The organism is Massilia sp. Mn16-1_5, assembly GCF_004798585.1.
In the GTDB taxonomy this organism is placed as follows: domain Bacteria; phylum Pseudomonadota; class Gammaproteobacteria; order Burkholderiales; family Burkholderiaceae_D; genus Telluria.
Genome location: NZ_PPXQ01000012.1, coordinates 25492 through 43313, shown reverse-complemented (window position 1 = coordinate 43313; position 17822 = coordinate 25492). Strand labels below are relative to the sequence as shown.

The 17822-nt window shown below is 68.9% G+C and carries 16 protein-coding genes; 7 read left to right on the top strand and 9 right to left on the bottom strand.

What is annotated here, in order from left to right:
- Position 1 precedes the first annotated feature (1 nt).
- Complete coding sequence (locus C2862_RS15590; protein WP_136221063.1) at positions 2–2260, top strand: SUMF1/EgtB/PvdO family nonheme iron enzyme; 2259 nt, start codon at positions 2–4, stop codon at positions 2258–2260.
- A gap of 216 nt (positions 2261–2476) precedes the next feature.
- Here C2862_RS15590 and C2862_RS15585 read toward each other — a convergent pair whose 3' ends face one another.
- Together C2862_RS15585 and C2862_RS15580 are read right to left on the bottom strand one after the other, a co-directional pair.
- Positions 2477–3934 carry an FHA domain-containing protein gene (locus C2862_RS15585; RefSeq protein WP_136221062.1) on the bottom strand — a complete coding sequence of 486 codons (1458 nt, stop codon included), beginning with the start codon at positions 3932–3934 and terminating at the stop codon, positions 2477–2479.
- A 116-nt stretch (positions 3935–4050) separates the two neighbouring features.
- Positions 4051–5004: a PP2C family serine/threonine-protein phosphatase gene (locus tag C2862_RS15580; RefSeq protein WP_136221061.1), complete on the bottom strand. Its 954-nt coding sequence runs from the start codon at positions 5002–5004 to the stop codon at positions 4051–4053.
- Positions 5005–5072: 68 nt separating this feature from the next.
- Here C2862_RS15580 and C2862_RS15575 point away from each other — a divergent pair, with 68 nt between their 5' ends.
- Complete coding sequence (locus C2862_RS15575; RefSeq protein ID WP_136221060.1) at positions 5073–5531, top strand: GNAT family N-acetyltransferase; 459 nt, start codon at positions 5073–5075, stop codon at positions 5529–5531.
- A 3-nt stretch (positions 5532–5534) separates the two neighbouring features.
- Here the strand turns inward: C2862_RS15575 and C2862_RS15570 are convergent, their stop codons facing one another.
- The 6 genes from C2862_RS15570 to C2862_RS15545 all read right to left on the bottom strand — a co-directional run bounded on the left by C2862_RS15570 (position 5535) and on the right by C2862_RS15545 (position 12816).
- Positions 5535–5978: an SH3 domain-containing protein gene (locus C2862_RS15570; RefSeq protein WP_136221059.1), complete on the bottom strand. Its 444-nt coding sequence runs from the start codon at positions 5976–5978 to the stop codon at positions 5535–5537.
- On the bottom strand, positions 5979–7526 hold the full coding sequence (locus C2862_RS15565; RefSeq protein WP_136221058.1) for a hypothetical protein: 1548 nt from the start codon (positions 7524–7526) through the stop codon (positions 5979–5981).
- Positions 7496–9829, bottom strand: a complete 2334-nt coding sequence (locus C2862_RS15560) for an FtsW/RodA/SpoVE family cell cycle protein (protein ID WP_136221057.1) — start codon at positions 9827–9829, stop codon at positions 7496–7498. Before C2862_RS15560 ends, C2862_RS15565 begins: the two co-directional genes overlap by 31 nt.
- A complete protein-coding gene (locus tag C2862_RS15555) occupies positions 9829–10776 on the bottom strand; it encodes a protein kinase (protein WP_136221056.1) in 948 nt (315 codons plus the stop codon). The genes C2862_RS15560 and C2862_RS15555 overlap by 1 nt, the downstream gene beginning before the upstream one ends.
- 124 nt (positions 10777–10900) lie before the next feature.
- Positions 10901–12261 (bottom strand): IS3 family transposase gene (locus tag C2862_RS15550; RefSeq protein WP_136221178.1). Its coding sequence is split into 2 segments (ribosomal slippage): positions 10901–11779 and positions 11782–12261, totalling 1359 coding nucleotides; the frame shifts between segments, so codons are not numbered across the junction.
- Positions 12262–12339: 78 nt separating this feature from the next.
- Positions 12340–12816, bottom strand: a complete 477-nt coding sequence (locus C2862_RS15545; RefSeq protein WP_136221055.1) for a PXPV repeat protein — start codon at positions 12814–12816, stop codon at positions 12340–12342.
- Between the two features lie 265 nt (positions 12817–13081).
- On the opposite strand from C2862_RS15545, the gene C2862_RS15540 reads away from it, so the two are divergent.
- The 4 genes from C2862_RS15540 to C2862_RS15525 all read left to right on the top strand — a co-directional run bounded on the left by C2862_RS15540 (position 13082) and on the right by C2862_RS15525 (position 16890).
- Positions 13082–13261, top strand: a complete 180-nt coding sequence (locus tag C2862_RS15540; RefSeq protein WP_136221054.1) for a hypothetical protein — start codon at positions 13082–13084, stop codon at positions 13259–13261.
- A gap of 107 nt (positions 13262–13368) precedes the next feature.
- The gene (locus C2862_RS15535) at positions 13369–14505 is read left to right on the top strand and encodes a metallophosphoesterase (RefSeq protein WP_136221053.1); all 1137 of its coding nucleotides are present in this window, start codon (positions 13369–13371) and stop codon (positions 14503–14505) included.
- A gap of 74 nt (positions 14506–14579) precedes the next feature.
- A complete protein-coding gene (locus tag C2862_RS15530; protein ID WP_136221052.1) occupies positions 14580–16010 on the top strand; it encodes a M20/M25/M40 family metallo-hydrolase in 1431 nt (476 codons plus the stop codon).
- Positions 16011–16131: 121 nt separating this feature from the next.
- Positions 16132–16890, top strand: a complete 759-nt coding sequence (locus tag C2862_RS15525; protein ID WP_136221051.1) for a type 1 glutamine amidotransferase domain-containing protein — start codon at positions 16132–16134, stop codon at positions 16888–16890.
- A gap of 80 nt (positions 16891–16970) precedes the next feature.
- Here C2862_RS15525 and C2862_RS15520 read toward each other — a convergent pair whose 3' ends face one another.
- Positions 16971–17330 (bottom strand): DUF1566 domain-containing protein, encoded by a 360-nt coding sequence (locus tag C2862_RS15520; protein ID WP_229467461.1) that lies wholly within the window; start codon positions 17328–17330, stop codon positions 16971–16973.
- A gap of 320 nt (positions 17331–17650) precedes the next feature.
- On the opposite strand from C2862_RS15520, the gene C2862_RS25280 reads away from it, so the two are divergent.
- Positions 17651–17818, top strand: a complete 168-nt coding sequence (locus tag C2862_RS25280) for a hypothetical protein (RefSeq protein ID WP_168710080.1) — start codon at positions 17651–17653, stop codon at positions 17816–17818.
- Positions 17819–17822 lie beyond the last annotated feature (4 nt).

Below are 17822 nucleotides of genomic sequence, written 5' to 3'. Positions count from 1 at the left end.
GATGCAAACCGCCATCGACAAGATCCGCGAGCTGCGCGCGCTGCACGAGGACGGCCTGCTGAGCCGGCAGGAATTCGACCAGCGCAAGAACGCGATCCTCGATGCCGCCCATGCGCCGGCACAGGCGCCGAGCGTTGCGGTGTCCGCGCGCGGCACCGAACTGGGACTGATGGCGGGCCAGCAGGTCGGCCCGCCGAACCGCCGCTACCGCCTCGAACGCCTGATCGCGCTGGGCGGCATGGGCCAGGTGTGGCAGGCGACCGACCTCGCCACCCATGCGGAGCTGGGCCACAGCGCGCAGGTGGCGCTGAAGATCCTGTCGCCCGAACTGACCGAGAGCGCGAGCCATGCCAAGCTGCTGGTGCAGGAAGCCACGCGCGCGCGGCGCCTGGCGCACGAGCACATCGTGCGCGTCTACGACTGGGCCCAGGATCCGGCAACGAGCAGCTATTTCGTCATCATGGAATGCCTCGAAGGCGAGGACCTGGACAGCTTGCTGGCGCGCGAAGGCGCGCTGCCTTTGGCGCGCACGCTGGCGCTGCTGCGCCCCGTCGCCGAGGCCCTCGACTATGCCTGGGAGCGTCATCGCCTGGTCCATCGCGACATCAAGCCGGCCAATGTGTTCGTGACCGCGCGCGGCGACGTCAAGCTGCTCGACTTCGGCATCGCCGCGCGCGCCCGCGCGGGCGGACGCACGGCCCTTGAAGCGCCGGCCCTGTCGGGTACCCCCGGTTACCGCGCGCCCGAAGCCGGCGCACCCGGCAGCGTGCCGGCGCGCCAGCTCGACGTGTATTCGGTGGCCGTGATGGTCCACCAGATGGTGAAGGGACTGGCGGCGCCGGCCATCGGCGAGCCGCCGCGTCCGCAGGACCTGAGCGATGCCCAATGGGAGGCCTTGCGCAGCGGTTTCGCGCAGGATCCGGCGGCGCGCCCGGAAAGCGTGACGGCGCTGCTCGACCGGCTCGCCGCGTCCGATGCGCCTGCTGCCATACCTGAAACGATCGTCGCCGAAGTCGCCGAAGTCGCCGAACAGCCCGCGATTGCGGCGCCAGAGCCAGTGGCCGAGCCGGCACCGGCGCCAGTGTCCGAGCCCGCCGACAGCCAGGCGGACGAACGCAACCGCAACGTGGCAGCAGCCGCAGCCCAGGTCGCGCGACAGCAGCTGCGCGAACAGCAGAAGCGCGAGCGCCTGGAAGCCGAAGCCGCGCGCAGTGCCCGCCGCGAAGCGCTGCGCGAGCAGTTGGCCGCGCGTCGCGACGAGGAAGTGGCGAAGATCCGCCAGGCCCAGGAGGCGGCCCAGGAAGCGGCCCAGCGCAAGGCCCTGCAGGCCAAGGCCGCCGCGGCCTACCTGGCCGAACAGGAACGCGCGCGCCAGCAGCCGGCGCCCTCGGCACCGCCGGCACCAAGCCCGGCGGTGCCGCCGACCCTGTTGCGCGACCGCTTCCTCGATCTTGAGGGCGAGGGCCCGGAACTGGTCGTGCTGCGCGCCGGCCGCTTCCAGATGGGCTCCCCCGAGCACGAGAGAAAAATCGCCATGGCCTGCGGCGCGCAGAAGAACTGGCTGGCGCGCGAGACGCCCCAGCACTGGGTCGGCATCGCGCGCCCCTTTGCCATGGGCCGCTATCCGGTGACGGTCGGGGAATGGCGCGCTTACGTGGAAGCCACCGGCTGGCAGCCGGACGGCGAGGTCGACTGGTCGGCGCCGGGCTTCCCCCATACAGACAGGCACCCGGTGGTCGGCGTAACCTGGGGCGACGCCCAGCGTTACGTGTCCTGGCTGAGCGAACGCACCGGCCAGCGCTACCGCCTGCCCAGCGAAGCGGAATGGGAATACGCCTGCCGCGCCGGCACCAAAACCGCCTACAGCTTCGGCGACGCCATCGACACCAGCCTCGCCAACTACGATGGCAACTTCACCTGGAACGGCGGCGCGCGCGGCGAGTACCGCCGCGGCACCACGCCCGTGGACGCGTTCGCGCCGAATCCCTGGGGCCTGCACGACATGCACGGCAACGTCTGGGAGTGGGTGCAGGACGTCATGCACGACAGCTACGAGGGCGCGCCGCTCGACGGCAGCGCCTGGGAAGAGGGCGGCGAACGCGCGCGCCGCATCCTGCGCGGCGGCTCCTGGCTGTACAACCCGCGCTACCTGCGCTCGGCGCTGCGCAATGGCTTTTCGGCCGTGATGTCGAACGATATCGTGGGTTTCCGGGTGGTGCGCGAACTGCCTGAGGACGCAGACGAGCACGACGCATCCTGAGGACGTTTTCCAGGAGTAGCGTGTGGCCGCCGGCGCATGCCGGGAGTAAGCTGGTACGGTGATTTCTCTCGCATTCAGGAGGCGAGTCATGAAAATCCCCGAAGAGCTGCGCATCCCGGCGATCGTGTTCGGATTGCAGGCGGCGCTGCTGGCCGGCTGCGGCCTGATCTTCATCGTGATGCTGACGCAAGGCCATTAAAGGCCTTGTGGGCAAACTCAGGCGCCGGCGGCGCGGCGGTCTTGCGTCGCCCGTTCCTGGCGCGCTACCTGCGTGGACGGCCCCTTGCGGTGTTCCGGATAGGGCCGGGCGGCAAAGCGCGCGCCTTGCGGCCAGCCCGACAGGCCCGCCGTGGCGGTTGTGGGCGTCAGCGGGGTTTCGATGCCGCTGCGCGGATCGAGGTGCCAGAAACCGCCGTCGCGGTGGAACAGCAGCGGCAGCCCGAGCGCGGCCAGGCGCGGAGCGGCGTCCAGCTTGCGTTCCGGGTCCATCACATAGAAGGCTTCGTGCTCCATGCCGGCGTCCAGGCGGTGCAGCAGGATGCCGTTCGGCAGGACGGCGGTCACTTCGAGCACGGCAACGCCGGGAATGCTGGCCGTGAGTTCGATACGCATGCCGGGACGCAGCGGCGTCGGCGCATGCTTGCCGGGCCAGGTGCCGTCGACCAGCAGGCCATAGCGCGACACGTCCTCGATCTCGAATCCTTCGCGGCCGCGCCGCAGCAGCGCGTGGCGGCCCGAGATGCGGCGCGTCAGGCCTTCCAGCAGGAGTCCGGATTCGCCATGGTGCATCAGGCGGATGTCGGCGTCGATCGCGCCCGGTTCGTTGCGTCCGATCACGCATTCGTCGAGGGCGAACAAACGCAGGTAGCGTGGCACGCGGCCGGCATCTTCCTGCACCAGGCAGGCTGTCCCGGCCGGGCAGGGGTGTTGCGCGGCCTCCTCCGGCACGTCGATCTCGAGCAGGTCCTCGTCCCAGGCGATGCTGGAAAAGCCGAGGGCGATCTTGCCGCCGCCCTCGTTGTCGAGGTCGAGGTGGGCGATGCCGGCGTTGGTCGCGCGCAGGTCGATGTCGAGCGCGCCGCCGCCGGTGCGGGCCTTCAGGCGTGCGATCGAGGCGTCGTCGGCATGCACGCGCACGTTCTTGTGGGTGGCAAGGAAAGTCTGGTGGATGTCGTGCAGGCTGGCGTCGGCGCGCGGGGCCAGGATCAGCAGGGTGGCGATCCAGGTGCGCGCGGCAGCGCCGCTGGACAGCGCGCGGCTGTGCAGTTCGAGCTCGATGCGGTACTGGCCGTGTTCGAGTCCGCGCGACGAGAATTCGAGGAAGACCGGCAGCCAGTCGCCGCGCACGGTGCGCGTGAAGCTGTGGCGTTCGCCGTTTTCGAGCTGCAGTCGCGAGCTGGCCAGCAGGGTGACCGAGGCCGCGGCGCCCTGCGGCATGCCGCGCAGTTCGAGCTTCAGGACCTGGCGGCCGCCGGCGGCGCGCGGGTCGAAGCCGCTGATGTGCAAATGCGGATGCAGGTGCGCTCGCGCGGCGGCGGGTGCAGGAATCGGTGCAGCCTGAGGCGCCACTTGCGTGACGGCGGACGGCTGCGGATGGCCATGCGCGCAGGCGCTGTCCCCTGGCATCACCCAGACGGTGCAGTGCGGATGATCGGGGTTGTGACAGCGGTTCATGGCAGGCCTCGTGGACCGGGGAAGCTTACGCGGATTCGCCCAGCCGTGGCGCGCGCTACCGGCCGGTTGGAGTTGATTTAACGCATTATTTCCTATTGTAAAGCACCTGACGAGTCTCAGGCACTTTGCGGCAGCGCGGTCTCGTCGCGGCCGCTGCCATGCACGCGCAGCACGATGGCGGTCAGGTTGTCCGGCTGCAGGCCGACCGGCGGATCGGTCTCCATCTCCCCGAACAGGGCATCGATGCAGGCCTGGGCCGACCCCTGGCCGAACAGGCGCGGCCAGCGCGCGACGAACTCGGCCGGATCGCGGCAGGACCAGAAGCCGTCGGTGGCGAGCAGGTAGGTCGCGTCAAGCCGCAGCGCGAGCGGACGGCGGTCGGGCAGGGCGCGCAGCCAGGGCGGCAGCGTGTTCTCGTCGAGCGCGACCAGGCCGTCGTCGAGACGGGCGGGATTGAGCAGGGTGTTCCCGAGGATGAAAGCCTGGGCGATCTGGGGCGCGTGGCTGCCGTGCACATGGCGGCGCCAGGCGTCTTCGTCGAGCAGGCCCTCGATCGCCAGCACGGTGGCGGGCACGTGGTCCACGCTCAGGCAAGAAACCGCCTGCGCCGTGATTTCGTAGAGGCGCGAGTCGCCGGCATGCCAGAGCAGGGGCGCACCGGCGGGCGGGATCTCGAGCATGGTCAGTGTGGTGCCAGGCCTGGGGGCCGCCTCCATCAGGGCGTCGAAGCGCGCCTGCAGCGCTGCATGCAGGCTGTCCAGGTGGCGGCTCAGGCTCGGCAGGTCGGCGCAGGCGGGAATCGCGAGCAGGCCGGCCGCGACCGACTCGGCCGCCTCGCGCCCGTGGCCGTGGCCGCCCATGCCGTCCATGACGGCCAGGCGCAGGTGCCCCTGCGGCCAGTGCGCGACCTGGGCCGTCTGCAGCCGGCCGTCACGCAGGAAGGAAGCGCGGCCGGCGCCGTCGATCACCAGGAAGTTGTCCTGGTTCTCGAGGCGCTGGTTGGGACCGGCGCCGATCCGGCTGGCTGCCGCGATTTCGAAGCGGTATCCCTTGTCTGCACCCTCGAACATCCTCAACCGCTCCTTTATCGGTGGCATACCGTATGGTATGTTAATGCTTCGACCAATCCACGCACGCCATGCTGATTCGACCGTTCGAGACCGCCGACCTGCCCGCCTGCGCGCGCCTGCTGCGCGCCAGCGCCATCGAGTTCATCGTCCACGAGTCGCCGCCAGAGGGCGCCAGCACTTTCCTGCGCGAGAACGACGAAGAAGGCATCCGCAATTACATCGCGGCCGGGCACGTGTACCACGTGGCGGTCGACGGCGGCGAGCTGGCCGGCTTCATCGCCATCCGGGACAACAGCCACGTCTTTCACCTCTTCATCGACAAGCGCTGGCACCGCCAGGGACTGGCGCGGCGCCTGTGGGAGGTCGCGCGCGCCGCAACGCTTGCGCGTGGCGGCAGCGGTGCCTTCACCGTCAACGCGTCGAATTATGCGGTGCCGGTGTACGCGTCCTTCGGCTTCGAGCGTAGCGCGCCGACCCAGTGCGTGAAAGGCCTGTACTTCAATCCGATGCGCTTCGCCCCTGCGTGACGCTCAGGGGCGCCGTTCGTCCGCCCGGCGCAGCCACAGGCTGCTGGCCCAGCCCTCGTAACGCCGGCCATCGGCCTGCGCCGTGACCTGCCACCAGTCGCCGTCGCGCCGTCCGGTCGCTTCGACGATGGCGCCGGCCGGCAGCACCAGCATGCGGCGCGCGCCGGTGCCGTGGGCGGCGCGCAGGTTCAGGGCGTCGGCCACGCGGTAGCTGCGTCCGGCCAGCGGCAGCTCCAGAGAGGCCGCCAGCTGCGGCGGCATCGGGCGCGCCGGCGCCAGCCACGCCCACAGCGCGCCGCCGATCAGGCTTGTGCCCAGCACCAGCACGCCCAGCGCCCGCGCGTTCGGGCGGCGCCACCACGCGCCCGGCGTGCAGCGCGCCGCCAGGACCAGCGTCAGCAGCAGGCCGGCGGCCGCGCAGGCCGGCAGGAGCAGGGCGCCGCTCATTTACGCCTCGACGCGCAGCACGTAGTGGCCGGCCACGATGTGGTGCCCGAGCGGCACCAGGTAGGGCTGGTCCTCCTGGACCGCGATCGCCGCCACGAAGCCGAGCTTGTCGTCGAGATGGTACAGGGCCTGGGTCGTCGATTCGGGCGTCACGCGGTAGCCGTCCGCGCCGGCCTCGAAGCCGAAGGCCAGCCGCGACAGGCCGAGGCGGTCGGCCCCGCCCAGGTCCACGCCATCGGCGCCGCGCAGGCAGCCGGCATCCAGCACGCGCAGGCCGGCCAGCATCGGCGCCGCGCGTCCGAACACGTGGCGCGCGCCACCCGTCACCGGCAGTCCCGGCGCCTGCGGCAGGCAGACGATGGCGCTGTAGCGCTCGGCCATCTGCGCACTCGGGGCCAGCACGCGCACGTCGACGCCGTCCCTTGGTACGAAGCGGTTCGGCACGGTGATGCGCTGGCGGCCGTCGGCCGTGACCGCGTAGACGGCGTCGCTGGCATCGAGGGCGAAGCCGAGCAGGCCGCCCGGCTGGAGCGGACCGACGGCCAGGTCGGGCGCCAGGCCGAATTCCAGTAAAGCCGCACCGGTGTCGCGGTAGCGCGACAGGCGCGGCAGGGCCAGCGCGACGAGGCTGACGCGCTGGCGCAGCACCGGCGCGTAAGTGGCGTCCTGGCTCGGGACAGGGGCTGGCGCGGCGCGGTGCAGCACCGGCACGGCGGTCAGCTCGGCATCGTCTAGGCTGCGTGCACGCGTTTTCCAGACCGCGGGCGGACGCGGCGCCGGCGGCGCACTTGCCGGGCGCGCAGCGGGAGCGGCCTTGGCCTGGGCCGGCGTCACCTTTAGCAGCAGGCGTGCCGGCGTCCCTGCCGTCTCGGCTGCGCGGGCGCGGATCGTGTAGTAGCCGGCGGCGGGGTCGAAGCTGCACTCGAAGGCTTCCTTGGGCCGCACCTGCAATTCGAGCGGCGCATCCGGGCCGTCGTTGATCAGGAGGATGCTGCCGTCCACCGCGAACGGCCAGCCCGGCACGGCATGGGTGGCGCTGGCCGTATCCGCGCCCAGCACGGTCAGGCGCCCGTTCGGGTAGATCGGGCAGACCGGCTGCCAGATCGCGCTGTCGCGCGAGACGCTGACCGTGTACTGCACTTCCTCGTTCGGCGCCGGCAGGTAGACGGCGTGCCCGAACTTGACCTCGACCTGGCCCGGCTGCAGCGCTTCCGAGCCGAGCACGTGGTAGCGCACCTCGTCAGGCCCCAGCAGGTCGCCGAAGTCCTTCTGGTGCAGGGCCTGCAGGGTCTGCGCCAGGTCGCGCACGCGCGCGCCGCGGGTCAGGTGGCGGTCGTCGTCGACCTCGTCCTGGGGCAGTACCAGGGTGACGTGGGAAAAGCAGCGGGTGGCGGCGCGGCCGCGCTGTTCGCGCGGGGCGCGTTCCAGCAGGTCGCGCAGCAGGGGACGGCGGTTGAGCAGGGCCAGCCCCGGCGCCTGCCACAGCGCTTCGGCATTGAACACGTCGCTGACGCGGTTCAGGGTTTCGTGTTGGACGTAGACCGGCATGATGGGTTCTCCTCGATTGGTCGGGCGGTGCTGCCCATGGCTAGCAGGGGGAAGATGAAAAACAGCAGGTGCGAGCCGCCGGCGGACAGGAAACTCATCGGCTGGCCCATGATCGGAAAGAAGGCGAGGTTCGTGCCCCAGGACAGCAGGAAGTGGCCGAACACGAAGGCGGCGCCGCCGCACAGCACGAAGCAGCGGAAGCGCCCGAGCCAGGCCTGGCGGTAATCGCGCGCGCACGCCCCGGCCTGCCAGGCGCGCCAGCCGGCGTGCAGCAGCGCGCACAGGAACAGGGCCTGCAGGGCCCACAGCAGCAGGCCGGCAGCCAGGCCGTGGCGCTGCAGCAGGAAGGATGGCGCGAAATCGTCCTGCACGGCGGGAATCGCCAGCGCCGACAGCGCGCCCTGCCCGAGCGCCGCCACGCCGAACAGGCCGTCGGCGCCGCGCCAGCCGCCTTCCAGGATCGCCTGCGCGCCCAGCAGCAGCTGCTGGCCCGTATGCGGATGCGCGCTTGGATCGAGCCAGACGCCGAAGCGCTCGCCGTAGAACTGCCACTGCGCGGCCTCGCCCGGCGCGGCGCCGCGCAGCACGAACAGGATGGCCAGGCAGCTCCCGGCCAGTGCCAGCACCCCGATCGCGGGCACGGCGCGGCGCGCGGCGCAGGACCAGGCCAGCAGCATGGCCGCGCCCCAGACCAGCAGCAGGATCAGCGGAGAATAATCGTCGACCTGGACCAGGGCCACGGCCAGCAGCAGCACGAACAACAGGACGGGAGAGGCCAGGCGCAGCCAGCGCAGCAGGGTGCCGCCCGCGCCGGCATGGCGTCTACCCAGGCCGAGGGCGACGCAGTGGGCCGTCAGCACCGTCAGCGCGAGCTTGGCGAATTCCACCGGCTGCAGGTCGAACACGCCGGTCTCGTTGCCCCAGCCGACCTGCAGCAGCAGCGCCGCCAGCGCCGCGCCGGCCAGCAGCAGCAGGCCGATCTCGACCTGCGCCTGGGCCGGCGGCTTGGCGCTGGCGAACGGCAGCACGCTGCCCAGCAAGCCCATGCCCAGGGTCGCGGCGGCGGCCGTCTTCTGGAAGTGGCGCAGCCAGGACGTATCCGGCGCGCCGCTGCCCAGCTCCAGTTGCAGCAGCAGGCCCGCGGCCAGCAGCAGCACGCCGATGCGCAACACCGCGCCCGTGCGCGGCGCGGTGAAGGCATGCCAGAGCGCGGCCCAGGAGAGCAGCAGGGACAGCGCCACGCCCGGCGCGTTGCCGTTGCGCTGGGCCAGCAGCAGGCCGAGGCCGGCGCAGGCGAGGGCGATGCCGCCCCCCAGGCGGATGCACGCGAGCCAATCGCGGCGCGCGCGCCGCGCCAGGCATAGAGCCAGCACGCCGGTGGCGAGACAGGCGGCGAGCCACGCGCCCGTGGCCGACGGCCGGGCCCAGGCGTCGCGCTGCTCCCAGTGCCAGCGTACGCCGGCCGGCAGCTCGGCGCGCGGCTCGGCGAACAGGGCAACCCGGCCGCTTGGCCGCAGGCGCAGCACGTCGCCGCTTGCCTCGACCAGCAGGCGCGTGCGTCCGGCCGTCATCGCGGTGACGCCGGCCAGCGGCTGTTCGCGCAGCGCCAGGTCGCGCGGCAGGCCGTTCTCCTTGACCAGCAGCGGCACCCGCTCGACGCCGGTGGCGGCCAGCAGCACCGGCCGGCCATCCTCGAAGCCCAGCTGCGCGCTGCCGGGCGCCGCATCGGCGTTCCCGACCTGGTTCGCGCACGAGAGGTTGCCGCCGAAGCGCAGCGGACGCCCGATACGCAATGCGTGCGGCGCCACCCGGTTGTAGAGGCCGAGCAGCCGGGCGCCCGGACCGGCACCAGGGCAGGCACCGAGCGCGCTCCCGTCGCGGCGCAGGCTTGCACCGTCGTAGGTCCATGTGTGGGCGCCATCGCCGAAGCGCACCGTGTCCGCGCCGGCCTTTTCGATCCGGTACAGCGCCCCGCCGAGACGCCACTGCTGGCCTGCCGTGACCGGATACGCGCCGCTGCGCAGGCGCTCCTCGCCGCGTTCGAAGCGCAGCCCCTGCAAGCCGTCGGCGCTGGCGGCGAACCAGGCACCGTCGGCCGCGCGGCGCAGGCGCAGGTGACGCGCACCGGCCTGCGGCGCGGCCAGCTCGGCGCGTCCCAGCACGGTTTCGGCGCTGCGCGGCAGCGTGATCTCGATGGCGGCCGGCAGCCAGGCCTGGGGCGCACGCAGCAGGGCCAGCGCCTGCAGCACGCACAGCAGCGCGAGCACGGCCGCGGCCAGGATCCTGAGGGCAGGTACGCGCATCAAGCGGCCCTCGCATGCGTGTTGCCTTGCGCCGCCATGAGCATGCGGCTGATCGCCAGCGCGTGCGGCGGCCGGTCCTGCGGGCGCCGCGCGAGCAGGGCGCGCAGCAGCGCCAGCGCCGCCTGCGCATCGCCGCCATCCTCGGCGCAGGCGAGAAAGCGCGCCGCTTCGTCCTCGGCCAGGATGGGCGGACAGGTCCCCTGCAATTTCGCCGCGCCCTCGCGTCCATGCGCCCGGAAGGCATCGCCGCAGGCGCCTGCGTAGCGCAGTGTGGCGCCGCTGGTGACGAGATGGTAGAAGAGGGCGCCGAGCGCGAAGTAATCTGCCCTGGCGTCGGTCAGGTAGCCGCCGGCGCTTGGGAAAAACTGTTCCGGCGCCTGCCAGCTGGCGGTGCCGGCATAGGAATGCGCAGCCAGGTCGGCCAGGCTGCGGTTGGTGCCGAAGTCGGCCAGTTTCAGGCTGCCGCTCGCCGCGTCGAGCAGCAGGTTGGCAGGTTTCAGATCGAGGTGGCGCCAGCCATGCTGGTGCACCTTGGCCAGGGCGGCGTTGACCTGGGCGATCCAGGCCAGCGCCTGGGCCAGGCCGATGCGGCGTCCCTGCGCAGCTTCAGAAGCGACGTGCGCACCCAGGTCGCCGTCGAGCAGCTCGAGGGCAAAGGCGGGCAGCGCCTCGTGGCAGCCATGGTCGAGCAGGCGCACGATGTGGCGGCCATCCCAGGGCGCGAGCGCGGCGAGAAAGGCGATCTCGCGCGCGGCGCATTCGCTCCAGCGTGGACGCAGCTCGGGCTCGGCGCGCTCCATCTGCGTCCGGTTGACCAGCTTGAGCGCGACCGGCGCGAAGCCGTCGCGCTCGGCGCGCCAGATCGTTCCGTAGTTCGACTGCGCCAGCTGGGCGCGCAGCCGGTAGTGGCCCGCCTTCAGCGTCACGATGTCGCCCGCTTGCTCCATGCTTCCCCCAGGTCGATGCGGCCGGGATGCCGCCGCGGACAGCTAGCGGGGGGAGACGAAAACAGTGGACGTAAAAAAACCGCATCCGAGTGAACTGACCCCGTAAAGTTGGACGGTTAGTTAGTTAAGCAGCCAAGGCCTGAGTCCTGTACTGAACAGGGCTCAGGCCTTTTAGTTTGAGTTTGATGCGGTCGTGATTGTAATAGTGGATGTAGCGCGTCAGTTCTGCCTGCAAGGCATCAACGCTGGCGAACTTGTTCAGGTGGAAGCATTCCGACTTGAGCACAGCAAAGAAGCTTTCCATTGCCGCGTTATCGAGACAATTTCCTTTGCGCGACATGCTCTGTGCAAGGCCACGCTCCCGAAGAATGCGCTGATAGGCCGGCATAAGGTATTGCCATCCTTGGTCAGAGTGCAGCATCGGGTTGTCATCTGGCCCGAGCTTGCGTAACGCTTTCTTGAGCATGGAGCTCACCAGGCCGAACGCTGGGCGTCGGGCTGTTTCAAAGGCCACGATTTCACCGTTGTACAGGTCTAGGATCGGTGAAAGATAAAGCTTTTCTCCAGCGACATTGAACTCAGTAACGTCCGTCACCCACTTCTGATTGGCGCGTCCTGCTGTGAATTTGCGCTGCAGCGCATTGGGCGCAGCGTGCCCTATCTCTCCTTTGAAAGAGCGATATTTTTTGGGACGGACCAGGGACTTCAATCCCAGCATCGACATCAGGCGCTGCACGGTCTTATGGTTGACCGTCTTACCTGTTTGTCGGATGGCTGCGGTAACGCGCCGATAGCCGTAGCAGCCCTTGTGTCGGGCGAAAACGGATCGGATTATGTCCTTGAGCTGTTGATGCTTGTCGACCGCTTGCCTGGCCTTGAGCTGGTAGTAGAACGTGCTGCGCGCCAGCTTGGCGAACGCGAGCAAGCCCGCAAGCGGATACTGCTGCCTTAGTTCCTGCACTATTTGCGCTTTGTCGGCAACGTTGCCTTCTGCTTGGCTTGAACTAAGGCTCGCAGCTTTTTTAGGTACGCATTCTCCATGCGCAGCTGATTCAATTCGGCCAGCAGCTCTTCGCGAGTACGCTTCTCGTCCTCCGGTGACGGCTCTGGTTTTGTTGTTGGAGCAGGCATCTGCTTGGGTCTTCCTCGTGGGCGCGGCGTCAAAGCGTCGAAACCGCCTTCACGATAGCTGCGCTCCCATCTGCCAACCGCAGCATGGTTGCGGATGTTGAAAGCAGCCGCTGTGTGGCCGTACGACAGTTCATTGTCCCACATGTGCTGTAAGACCGACAGCTTGAACTCTGCACTGTACGAGCTGTACTTCTTCTTGAGCCCGTCCTTGCCATGGATGCGATACAACTTCACCCAATCCTCTACTGCGGAAACCTGACAGCCATACTCCCTGGCTAACGTCTTACTGCCTGTTCCCTTGTCCAGGTACTCCTGCACAAGCTTGAGCTTAAATTGCTCGTCGAACCTCGCCATGAAAAAACCCCAAAAGTTGGTGTCCAACTTTTGGGGTTCAGTTCACGAGAACGCGGTTTTTGCTGGAGCAGGCCCGAATCAGCGACGATAGCCGTCGCGATAGCCATCGCGGTAGCCGTCGTGGTCGCGGTAGCCGCGGCCGTCACGGTAGCCGTCGCGGTCCCAGTGGCGGCCATGGTGGTAGCGGCCACGCGGTTCGACGTAGACCACCGCCGGTTCCCGGTAGTAGCGCGTCTGTTCGACGTACACCGGACGCGGCTGCACGTAGACCGGACGCGGTTCCACGTACACCGGGCGTGGCTGGTAGTAGTCGACCGAGGCGTAGCCGCGGTTGTTGTAGTAACGGCGGTCGTCGTGGCCGCCGATCGAGTTGCCGACCGCCGCGCCGAGCACGCCGCCCACCAGGGCGCCGCCGCCGCCACCCGCACTGGCACCGATGGCAGCGCCGAGCACCGCGCCGACCGCCGTGTTCGTGCCGCGGTCGCCAGCGAATGCCGAGGGCGAGACGGCGACAGCGGCCAGGATCACCGCACCAAAGCATTTTTTGTTCAACATGGCTTTTCCTTTTTTGCCTCAACGAGGATCGACATGATCGCTGTGACGCCGGGGCATGGAATGAACTATAGACCCGCCCGCCGTGCATCGCACCAGCTAATACAGATTCTTACAACTGATCGGCAGTCGGTAACATTCTTTTGGCAAGCCCTGGGCGCATGCAAAACGTCCTGACAAACTACTTGCTGCAATGGCAACAAGTCCGTACACTGAGCCCTGCGGTCCCTCTGCTATTGGCCAACACTGGACATCACAGGAGAAAGCAATGAACCTTCGCGAACTTGGTCTGGCGCTTGTTGTGGTGTTGATCGCCTATGCCGCCTTCAGGTTGTGGAAAGCCTTCAATTCGCCCGACGGCGAACGCTATTTGAAACGCCGCATGCAGGGGCCTTTCGTACCGCTGACGCCGGAAGAGCGCGCTCGCGACGAGGCGCGCAAACCCTAGGGTCGACTGATGGACGGGTAGCCTGGTTGACGCGTGCGGCTTTTGTACCCTTGCAGATCGGCCATGACTCCCCATGTAGCAAGCTTGCTACCCTTCCTCGAGTCACCATGTCCGCACGCCGCAACCTGTTCGTCGTCCTGTCCCTGCTGGTCCTCCTGCACGTGTACATCGGCATCCGCCTGATGCCCGCCCTCGGCCTGGGGTGGACGGGCATGCTGGGCGGCACGGTATTCCTGATTCTCTCGACCGTACTGGTGCCGGTCGGCTTGCTGTCCTCGTCCTTGCGGCGCCGGCGCTGGTCGGAACAGCTGGCCTGGATCGGGCTGCTGGCCATGGGGCTGTTCTCCTCGCTGCTGGTCTCGACCTTCGTGCGCGAGCTGGTGCTGCTGGTCGCGGCCGTGGCCGGCGCCGGCGGTCCGGCGCTGGATTACTACAGCGCGCTGGCCGTGCCGCTGGTGGCGCTGGGCGTCACCTTCGTCGGTTTCGTCAACGCCCGGCGCGTGGCGCGCGTAAAACGGGTCGACGTGCCGATCGAGGGCTTGCCGGAAGCGCTGCACGGCTATTCGATCGCCCAGATTTCCGACATCCACGTCGGCCCGACCATCAAGCGGCCCTACCTGAACGCGATCGTCAATCGCGTGAATGCCCTGGAAGCGGATGCGATCGCGGTGACGGGCGACCTGGTCGACGGCAGCGTGCAGCGCCTGGCCTTGCATACCCAGCCGCTGGCGCGCCTGTCGGCGCCGGACGGGGCGTTTTTCGTGACCGGCAACCACGAGTACTACTCGGGTGCGGAAGAATGGATTGCCGAGCTGCGGCGCCTGGGCCTGACCGTGCTGCTGAACCAGCACGTGGTGCGCCGGCGCGGCGAGGCGGCGCTGATGATCGCCGGCGTGGCCGATTACACGGCTCACCATTTCAATCCGGCCCACCGCAGCGATCCGCAACTGGCCGCCGCAGGGGCTCCGGATGACCTGGCGGTCAAGATCCTGCTGGCGCACCAGCCGCGCAGCGCGCCGGCGGCGGCCGAGGCGGGGTTCGACCTGCAGCTGTCGGGCCACACCCATGGGGGCCAGTTCTTCCCCTGGAATCTGTTCGTGCCCTTGCAGCAGCCTTTCGTTGCCGGCCTGCATCGGGTGCGGCGGCTGTGGGTATACACCAGCCGTGGGACCGGCTATTGGGGCCCACCGAAGCGCTTCGGCGCGCCGTCGGAGATTACGCTGGTGAGACTGGTACCGGCCTGACAAGCTTGTAAAGACAGCAAATTCCCGGCGGATGCGCTATCGTTCTCATCCTCAACTTTCAGAGGATCGTCCGCATGAACCGTTTCCGCCATCCCGCCCTCGGCCTGCTCGCCGCCGCCACCCTCGTCAGCGCAGCCCAGGCTGCCAGCCCCGGTAACGATCCGGCCGCGCTGGCCAAGATCCGCGACGCCGCGCTGCAAAGCGATTACGCCTGGGAACGTACGGCGGACATGACCGACCTGATCGGTCCGCGCCTGTCCGGCTCGAAAGGCGCGGCGGCGGCCGTGACCCAGGTGGCCGAGGCCATGCGCAAGCTGGGCGCCAAGGTGACGCTGCAACCGGTCAAGGTGCCGCACTGGGTGCGCGGCCAGGAAACGGGCGAACTGGTCGAGTACCGCGGCCGGCCGGACGGCATCAGCCAGCGCGTGGTGCTCACCGCCCTGGGCGGTTCCGGCGCGACCCCGGCCGCCGGGCTCACGGCCCCCGTCGTGGTGGTGTCCAGCTTCGACGAGCTGAAGGCGCGCGGCGCGGAAGTAAAGGGCAAGATCGTGCTGTTCGACGTGCCCTTCGACCAGTTCATGGCCGACCGCGGCCTGGCCGGCCCGGCCTATGGCCAGGGTTCGAACTACCGCACCAACGGTCCGCGCATGGCGGCCGAGCTGGGCGCGGTGGCGGCGCTGGTGCGCTCGGTCGGCGGCGCCAACTACCGCCTGCCGCATACCGGCGCCACCAACCTGCAGGACGGCGCGCGGATTCCGGCGGCAGCCGTCACGGTCGAGGACGCGATGCTGATGGGCCGCCTGGCCAAGCGCGGCCCGCTGACCATGCGCCTGGTGCTGACGCCGCAGATCCTGCCCGACGCCGACAGCTACAACGTGATCGCCGACCTGCCCGGCAGCGACAAGCCGGACGAGGTCGTGATCGTGTCCGGCCACCTCGATTCCTGGGACCTGGCAACCGGCGCCCACGACGATGCCGCCGGCGTCGCCAGCGCCATGGCCGTGTTCGAAACCCTGAAAAAGCTCGATTACCGGCCGCGCCGCACGATCCGCCTGATCGCCTGGATGAACGAAGAAAACGGCACGCGCGGCGCACGCACTTATCTGGAGGCGAACACGGCGAATGCCGCAACCCACATCGGCGCGATCGAAAGCGACAACGGGGCAGGGCGCCCGTTCGGCCTGCGCGCCAGCGTGCCGGCCGGTTCCAGCCGCCTGTTCGCGCCGCTGCAGGCGGCCCTGCAGCCGATCGGCGCCGGCGTGTTCCAGCGCCAGGATGCGCTATCGACCGGCGACCTGTCGGGCCTGGAACGCGCGGGCGTGCCGAGCTTCGCGCCGCTGATCGACACCTCCAGCTATTTCGACTACCACCACACGGCGGCCGACACGCTCGACAAGCTCGATCCCGACAACCTGCGCCGCCATGTGGCCCTGATGGCGACCACGGCCTGGTTCCTGGCGAACGTCGAGGAGCCAATCGGCCGCGCGGTGGTGCCGGCAAAATAAGCACGCGGCGAGGGCGGCCAACGCCCTCGTTCGTTTCCGTCCAGCAGCGATTCAGACCGTACGCGGCCTACCCGGCAGTTCTGGTAGGCTTTTGGGCTCATCTCGCTCAACGGAGGACACCATGGCTGGACGGAAGAAACTGATGGGACAACGTATCGCCGTGCTCGCGGCGGACGGCTTCGAAAAAGTGGAACTCACCGCACCCGTGGCGGCCTTGCGCGCCGCCGGCGCCGAAGTGAACATCATCTCCCTGCGCGCGGGCAAGATTCGCGGCATGAATCTGCACATGCCGGCCGAGCTCATCCCTGTCGACTGGACGGTCGACGAGGTGACCGGGCGCGACTACGACGGCCTCCTGATCCCCGGCGGCTTCATGAACCCGGACGCGCTGCGCCAGTCGAGCGATGCGCGCGATTTCGTGCGCGCCTTCGACCTGCTCGGCAAACCCATCGCAACTCTCTGCCACGGACCCTGGGTGCTGGCCTCGAGCGGCCTGCTGCGCGACCGGGCGGTGACGTCCTGGCCGGGCATCCGCGACGACATGGTGAATGCGGGCGCCATCTGGCTCGACCAGGAAGTCGTGCGCGACGGTAACCTCGTGACCAGCCGCGGCCCGCAGGACATGGTGCCCTTCGTGCGCGAAATGATCCAGCTATACGCCGGCGGTCCGGCCAGCAACGGCGCGCTGCGCCGCCGGCACTCGGACCCGCAGCGCGAATCGCCGACCGCCGTCACCGGCGCGGCCATGCGCTGGATACCGCGCTCTCCGCTGGGCGCCGTGCTCGGCCTGGCCTTGATCGGCGTGGGTGTGATGGCGGCCAGCCGCAAGAACGGCGGCGAGCACATTTCCGCCACGGAAGCACGATCGGCTTCGGTCTAGACGCAAGCTCGGCCGTGGTCCGGCATCGGCGCCGCCGGGGCGCAGATGCCGTATCGCGGCACCCGGCTGGGCCGCCGTCCTTACTCGATCAGCACGCGCCGCACCGCACGCGCATGCCCGCGGAAGGGCCGCCCGTACACGGTCTGGATGCCGCTGGCGAAGTTCTCGCCCCAGACCAGCTGGGCGCGGGTTTCGTGCGGCTCGGATGACCAGTACCACTCGCGCTCGAAATCCTCGCGCAGGTTGGCGAACAGCAGCGACAGTTCGCGCCGGCTCGGCAGCTCGCCGCCTTGCGCAGCGGCCCAGTCGAGCGCCCCCGGCCAGCCGACGTCGGCGGCCTCGCCGGGCAGCAGGATCAGGTGGTGGTCAGGCCCGCCATCCTTGCCCAGGATGACGCCGGCGTAATGTTCGCCTTCTTTCAGCGTTTCGCGTAATTGCATATAGATGCCCATCGGTGTCCTCGCACGTCGGTATGGTTGATCCGGTCATGCAGATTCGACACCGGCCTCTGCGTGTTAGTTGCCTGGCTGGCTAGACATAGATCAGGAACGCGTTTGATTTCTGTTTCGTAGCTTCCATGGTGCATGCCGTTCGCCGTAAGCGCGGGTGTGGCGTCCACTCGGCGGCGGCCGACGCTTAAGCAAGTCATAACATTACGGGCATATGATGTAGCGCAAACACACCCCGCAGATGCATCTTGAATGCGCAAACCCTTCGTGTAGAATCGATTGCTTTAGTTGCGGGACGGAATGGGAATTCAATGAACACGAAAGAAACACAGCCAGCATCGGCGATCCATAACGCACGCCGTCCGCGCCGCGACATCGCCAAGCAGATGGTCGAACGCGGCCAGCGCCTGCGCAACCGCGCCGGCGTCCTGATCGGTTTGTCGCTGGGCCTCGTGGCCCTGCTGACGGTCCTGGAATAAGTTA